The sequence below is a fragment of the Amycolatopsis rhizosphaerae genome, assembly GCF_007713715.1.
Taxonomy (GTDB): Bacteria; Actinomycetota; Actinomycetes; order Mycobacteriales; family Pseudonocardiaceae; genus Amycolatopsis_E; species Amycolatopsis_E rhizosphaerae.
Window position 1 is genome coordinate 1 of record NZ_VJWX01000400.1, and the last position, 6,588, is coordinate 6,588.

General features: G+C 66.1%; 6 protein-coding genes. 5 read left to right on the plus strand and 1 reads right to left on the minus strand.

What is annotated here, in order from left to right; translation table 11 throughout:
* The coding region (locus FNH05_RS28635) for a GAF domain-containing protein (RefSeq protein WP_246127994.1) at positions 1–869 on the minus strand (869 nt) is incomplete at its 3' end.
* Positions 870–1,040: 171 nt separating this feature from the next.
* Here FNH05_RS28635 and FNH05_RS28640 point away from each other — a divergent pair.
* The 5 genes from FNH05_RS28640 to FNH05_RS28660 all read left to right on the plus strand — a co-directional run bounded on the left by FNH05_RS28640 (position 1,041) and on the right by FNH05_RS28660 (position 6,489).
* Positions 1,041–2,678, plus strand: a complete 1,638-nt coding sequence (locus tag FNH05_RS28640; RefSeq protein WP_144591961.1) for a ferritin family protein — start codon at positions 1,041–1,043, stop codon at positions 2,676–2,678.
* 114 nt (positions 2,679–2,792) lie between these two features.
* Complete coding sequence (locus FNH05_RS28645) at positions 2,793–3,842, plus strand: 2Fe-2S iron-sulfur cluster-binding protein (RefSeq protein ID WP_144591962.1); 1,050 nt, start codon at positions 2,793–2,795, stop codon at positions 3,840–3,842.
* A gap of 64 nt (positions 3,843–3,906) precedes the next feature.
* Positions 3,907–5,019, plus strand: a complete 1,113-nt coding sequence (locus FNH05_RS28650; protein WP_144591963.1) for an aromatic/alkene monooxygenase hydroxylase subunit beta — start codon at positions 3,907–3,909, stop codon at positions 5,017–5,019.
* A complete protein-coding gene (gene mimD, locus FNH05_RS28655) occupies positions 5,016–5,366 on the plus strand; it encodes a propane 2-monooxygenase effector subunit MimD (protein WP_246127995.1) in 351 nt (116 codons plus the stop codon). Before FNH05_RS28650 ends, mimD begins: the two co-directional genes overlap by 4 nt.
* Positions 5,367–5,469: 103 nt before the next feature.
* A complete protein-coding gene (locus tag FNH05_RS28660) occupies positions 5,470–6,489 on the plus strand; it encodes an amidohydrolase family protein (protein WP_144591964.1) in 1,020 nt (339 codons plus the stop codon).
* Positions 6,490–6,588 lie beyond the last annotated feature (99 nt).

Genomic DNA, 6,588 nt, shown 5'->3' on the forward strand with positions numbered 1-6,588 from the left:
CTGTACACCGGCCGGTACTCCAGCCGGGCGACCACCCCGGAGGGCAGGTCGGCCAGGACCGTGACCGGTTTGGCCGCTCCTGTCACGTCCGCCGCATGGCTGATCAGCGCCGCCCGGTCGGTCACGTCGTAGAGCTCCTCGGCGTGGCTGTTGACCATGACCACGTCCTCGTTGACGGCCAGAACCGCTCCCGATCCCCGGCGGCACGCGGCGAGGTACTCGCGGAAGAGGCTCAGCTCCCGGGCTCCGGTGCCGGCCAACATCGCCTCCTCGATCCGCTTGGCCGTCGTACGCGCCAGCGTCAGCAGCAGCGGGCTCGAGTGATCGGCCCAGGACGTCAGGTCGAGGACACCGGCCAGGTGCCCCCGGATCGGATGGGAGATCGGCGCCCCGGCGCATTCGAAGTCCGCGAGACTGCTGTTGAAATGCTCGAACCCGGAGACGAGCACCGGTTTCTGGCACTCCAGCGTGGTGCCGATCCCGTTGGTCCCCACCGACTCCTCGGCGTAGCTGTACCCGGTGGCCAGCGAGATCCGGTCGAGGCCCGAGTTGAGCGCGCGGTCGGTGCTGAACCGGCTCACCACCAGGCCGTCCGCGTCGGTCAGCACGATGGCGACCGGCTGGGCGGCCAGCTCGGCGGACAGGTCGGCCAGCACCGGCCTGGCGCTGCGGGCCAGGAGGCTTTCCTCGTCGTGATCGGGGACGAAGACCGGATCGGGTTCGTCGGCGTCGACCCGGTGTTCGAGTGCGCGCCGCCAGGAGGCGGAGATGACGTCGCGGACACCGGGGAGCCCGGGTTCGGGCCGCGTGAGGAACTTCTCCCGCAGAACGCTCATCCGCTGTGAATCGGGCCGGTCTGCTTGGGTCACCACCGTCTCCTTTGACGTTGGGTGCTCGGTCACCGCACTGGTCCCATCGTGGCGCAGTCCCGCGAGACCAGCAGTCTCACATTGAGACAGAAGTTACCTGCGATCCGCAACACACTCTCCCCCGTCAGGACGCACGGCCGGGCGCCAGATCCCGCTTCCAAGGAGGCCGAATTGAGCAGGCAGAGTCTCACCAAGGCGCACAGCAAGATCACGGAGCTGTCGTGGGAGCCGACGTTCGCCACTCCCGCGACCCGCTTCGGCACCGACTACACGTTCGAGAAAGCACCCAAAAAGGACCCGTTGAAGCAGATCATGCGGTCCTACTTCCCGATGGAGGAGGAGAAGGACAACCGCGTCTTCGGGGCCATGGACGGTGCGATCCGGGGCAACATGTTCCGTCAGGTGCAGCAGCGCTGGCTGGAGTGGCAGAAGCTGTTCCTGTCGATCATCCCGTTCCCCGAGATCTCCGCGGCGAGGGCGATGCCGATGGCCATCGACGCGGTGCCGAACCCGGAGATCCACAACGGACTGGCGGTCCAGATGATCGACGAGGTCCGGCACTCGACGATCCAGATGAACCTCAAGAAGTTGTACATGAACAACTACATCGATCCGGCCGGCTTCGACATCACGGAGAAGGCGTTCGCCAACAACTACGCGGGCACCATCGGCCGTCAGTTCGGCGAGGGGTTCATCACCGGTGACGCGATCACGGCGGCGAACATCTACCTCACGGTGGTTGCCGAAACCGCTTTCACCAACACCTTGTTCGTCGCGATGCCCGACGAGGCCGCCGCCAACGGCGACTACCTGCTGCCCACGGTCTTTCACTCGGTGCAGTCCGACGAGTCCCGGCACATCAGCAACGGCTACTCGATCCTGCTGATGGCACTGGCCGACGAGCGCAACCGCCCGCTGCTGGAGCGCGACCTGCGCTATGCCTGGTGGAACAACCACTGCGTGGTGGACGCCGCCATCGGCACCTTCATCGAGTACGGCACCAAGGACCGCCGCAAGAACCGCGAGTCCTACGCCGAGATGTGGCGACGCTGGATCTACGACGACTACTACCGCAGCTACCTGCTCCCGCTGGAGAAGTACGGGCTGGTCATCCCGCACGATCTGGTCGAGGAGGCGTGGAACCGGATCACCAACAAGTTCTACGTCCACCGGGTGGCGCAGTTCTTCGCCACCGGCTGGCCGGTGAACTACTGGCGCATCGACGGCATGACCGACGCCGATTTCGAGTGGTTCGAGGAGAAGTACCCCGGCTGGTACAACCAGTTCGGCAAGTGGTGGGAGGCCTACAACCGGCTGCGCTACCCGGGCCGCAACAAGCCGATCGCCTTCGAAGAGGTCGGCTACGAATACCCGCACCGCTGCTGGACCTGCATGGTGCCCTGCCTCGTCCGCGAGGACATGGTGGTCGACAAGGTCGACGACCAGTGGCGGACCTACTGCTCGGACACCTGCCACTGGACCGACAAGGTCGCCTTCCGGCCGGAGTACGAGGGCCGGGAGACCCCCAACATGGGCAGGCTGACCGGGCACCGCGAATGGGAGACGCTCCACCACGACCGGGATCTGGCCGACATCCTCACCGACCTCGGCTACGTCCGTGACGACGGCAGGACCCTCGTCGGGCAGCCCCACCTGGACCTCGACGACCCGAAGAAGCTGTGGACGCTCGACGACGTCCGGGGCATCCGGTTCGCCAGCCCGAACGTGACCCTCAACCAGATGACCGATCAGGAGCGCGAGGAGTGGGCCGCGGCGTACCGCGCCAACCCGAACGTCACGGTCGGCTGACGGCCCAAGGACCAGCGGGCGGCGGTGGCGGCTGCCACCGGAATGTCATACCGGAATGTCGCCGGAATGTCGCCGGAATGTCACCGCCGTCCGCACCCGAGAAACGAGACACCCATGGGCGACAAGCATCGCATCTCCTTCGAACCGGTCGACATCGAGATGGAGGTGGACGAGGACGAAAAGATCCTCGACGCGGCGTTCCGGCAGGGAATCCACCTCATGCACGGCTGCCGCGAGGGCCAGTGTTCGGCCTGCAAGTCCTACGTGCTGGACGGCGAGATCCAGATGGAGCGCTACTCGACGTTCGCCTGCAACGACGCCGAGGTCGAAGAGGGCTACGTGCTGCTCTGCCGGGCGCACGCCTTCAGCGACTGCACCATCGAACTGCTCAACTTCGACGAGGACGAGCTGCTCAACTCCGCCCCGTTGCAGGAGATCAGGACCGAGGTCCTGGAGCTGGTCCCGCACACGCACGACATCGTGGGCCTCAAGCTCAAGCCGGTCGACCCGCCCGGCTTCGAGTTCAAACCCGGCCAGTACGCCGACCTGATCATCCCCGGCACCGACGAGCACCGGTCCTTCTCGATGGCGACCACCCCGGCCACCACCGGCCACCTCGAGTTCCTGATCAAGAAGTACCCGGGGGGCAGGTTCTCGTCCCTGCTCGACGACGGGATCGAGGCGGGCGACACGATCCACCTGCGCGGCCCGTACGGCAACTTCACCCTGAAAAAGGGCCATGTGCTGCCGTTGGTGCTGATGGCGGGCGGTGCGGGCATGGCGCCCGTGCTCGGTCTGCTGCGGCACCTTGCCGACACCGGCGACACCCGCCGGATCCGCTTCTACTACGGCGCCCGCACCCCCGCGGACCTGTTCTACCTCGACGAGATCCGGGCACTGGGTGAGCGGCTGACCGACTTCGGGTTCGTCGTCGCCCTGTCGGAATCCGACGAGGGCTTCGGCGAGTGCGGTGTCCCGGCCGAACGGGGGATGGTCACCGAGGTCGTCGAGGCCGGGGAGTCCGAACTGCACCGCTGCGAGGTCTACCTGTGCGGGCCGCCGCCCATGGTCGACGCGGCGCTGGCACTGGCCGCACGGCAGGGCGTTCCGGACGACCAGGTGTTCTACGACAAGTTCACCACGTCGGTCCGGGAGGACGAATAGGACGGCGTACCAGGAGAGCGGACAACCGCGAAAAACCCAGCACTCACCACAGTGGAGGGATGACATGTCCAGCACGGCAACTTCCGCGCCCAAGGGGCGCAGTTTCCCGAAGGTCGAGTTCACCGACTCCGAAGCCGGCGCGTTGGAGTTTCCCGGCAGCAAGAGCCGCAGCTACAACTACTTCCGCCCCGCCAAACTCCGCGCGACGGTCTACGAGGACGTGACCGTCGACGTGCAGCCCGATCCGGAGCGGCACCTGACCCAGGGCTGGATCTACGGTTTCGGTAACGGGCCGGGAGGCTACCCGAAGGAGTGGACGAAGGCGAAATCGTCCGACTGGCACGCCTTCCTCGACCCCAACGAGGAATGGGAACAGACCATCTACCGCAACAACTCCGCGGTGGTGCGCCAGGTCGCCCTCGGCCTGGAAAACGCGAAGCGCGCGGGCGCCTACGACGGCTGGAACGCGGCCTGGCAGAAGTTCGTCGCCCGCAACCTGGGCGCCTGGATGCACGCCGAGAACGGCATGGCGCTGCACGTTTTCACCTCGATCCAGCGATCCGGGCCGACCAACATGATCAACACCGCGGTGGCCGTCAACGCGGCGCACAAGATGCGGTTCGCCCAGGACCTGGCCCTGTTCAACCTCGATCTGTCCGAATCGCTGGGCACCTTCGACGGTTCGGTGCACAAGCAGGTGTGGGCCTCGGCCGAGGAATGGCAGCCCACGCGCAAGGTCCTCGAGGAGCTCACCGCCGTTGGCGACTGGGCCGAGCTGCTGTTCGGCGTCAACGTCGTCTTCGAGCAGCTGGTCGGACAGCTTTTCCGGTCGGAGCTCGTCATGCAGATCTCCGCCAAGAACGGCGACTACATCACCCCGACCCTCGTCGGCACCGGCGAGTACGACTACAACCGGGACCTCGGCTACACCCGCGCCCTGTTCCGGATGCTCACCCGCGACGAGAAGCACGGCAGCGGCAACAAGGAGCTGTTCGGCCAGTGGCTGTCGGCCTGGGTGCCGCCGTGCCTTCAAGCCGCGCGGGCACTGCAGCCCATCTGGTCGCAGCCCGCGGAGAAGGTGCGCACCTTCGCCGACTCCTTCGGCGCGGCCAAGGAGAAGTTCACCCAGCTGCTCGAGGAAATCGGGCTCGACGTGCCGAAGGAGTTGGAGAAGTGAGCGGTTCCCTGCAGTTCGGTTCGCAGGCCGGTTCCTCGAACATGTGCGGTGTCACCCTGATGAACACGCCGATCGGCCGGGTCGTCGCCGACGTGATGGCGACCAAGGAAGGCGTCTCCCTGGTGGAGTACCCGTCCATGATCCGGGTGGACGGCAGGAAACTCCTGGAATTCGACTACGCGGAGCTGAGCGACGCCCTCGGCGAGCCGTTCGACGGCTCGATCTTCGAGGAGATCAGTTCCACCCACTACGGCCGCATGGTGCACCTGGACGACCGCACCCTGCTCTTCGCCAACCCCGAGGACGCCGCCGAGTACATCGGTTTCGACCTCCTCGCACACGGCTGACGCCGAACCGTCCGACCAGAGCCGGCGCGGGGCCTCCGGAGGGAGGAGGCCCCGCGCCACGCCATCCACCGCACGCGAGCGCACCGAAGGGTGAGGTATTCCCATGTACGAGAAAGAGGGCGAGAAGTACTTCGTCGTCGACGGGCACGTCCACATCTGGGACGCCCGGGAGGCGAACATCAAAAACGTCCACGGCAGGCAGTTCATCGACTGCTTCTACGACTACCACCGCAACCTCAGCCCCGAGGAAGTCATCTGGGACTACGACACCTACACCTACTACGGCGCCGAACGCTTCCTGAAGGACGTCTTCGAGGACGGCTACGTCGATCACGCCATCTTCCAGGCGACCCTGCTACGGGACTTCTACCACAACGGGTTCGGCCAGACCGAGGAGGCTTTCGGGCTCGCGCGGAAGAATCCGGGCAAGCTGACCTACAACCACGCCTACGATCCGCGCGACGGGGAGGCCGGCCTCGCCCAGCTGCGCCGGGACGCGGAGCGGATGAACCTCAAGGGCGTCAAGCTCTACACGGCCGAGTGGCACGGCGACTCGCGCGGGTACAAGCTCGACGAGCCGTGGTCGCGCCGGTACCTGGAAGAATGCCTCGAACTCGGCATCAGGAACATCCACGTCCACAAGGGACCGACGATCCGGCCGCTGGACCGCGACGCGTTCGACGTCGCCGACATCGACAAGGTCGCCACCGACTACCTCGACCTCAACTTCATCGTCGAGCACGTCGGACTCCCGCGCCTGGAGGACTTCTGCTGGATCGCGACCCAGGAGTCGAACGTCTACGGCGGACTCGCCGTCGCGATGCCCTTCATCCACGCCCGGCCCCGCTACTTCGCCCAGATCATCGGCGAACTGCTCTACTGGATCGGCGAGGACAAGATCCTCTTCGGCAGCGACTACGCGCTGTGGACGCCGAAGTGGCTCGTCGAAAGGTTCGTCGACTTCCAGATCCCCGAGGACATGGCGGAGTACGCGCCGATCACCACCGAACAGAAGAAGAAGATCCTCGGGCTCAACGCGGCCGCGTTGTACGACATCGACGTGCCCCGGCAGTTCCGGCTGCCCGCCCCGGCCGCCCAGACCGCGGGATCCGGCCCCCGATGACCAGCACGCTTCGGTCCGTGGAGGCCGCGATCCTCTCGGCACTGGCGACGGTGCTCGACCCCGAACTGGACCAGCCCGTGACCGAACTCGGCTTCGTCC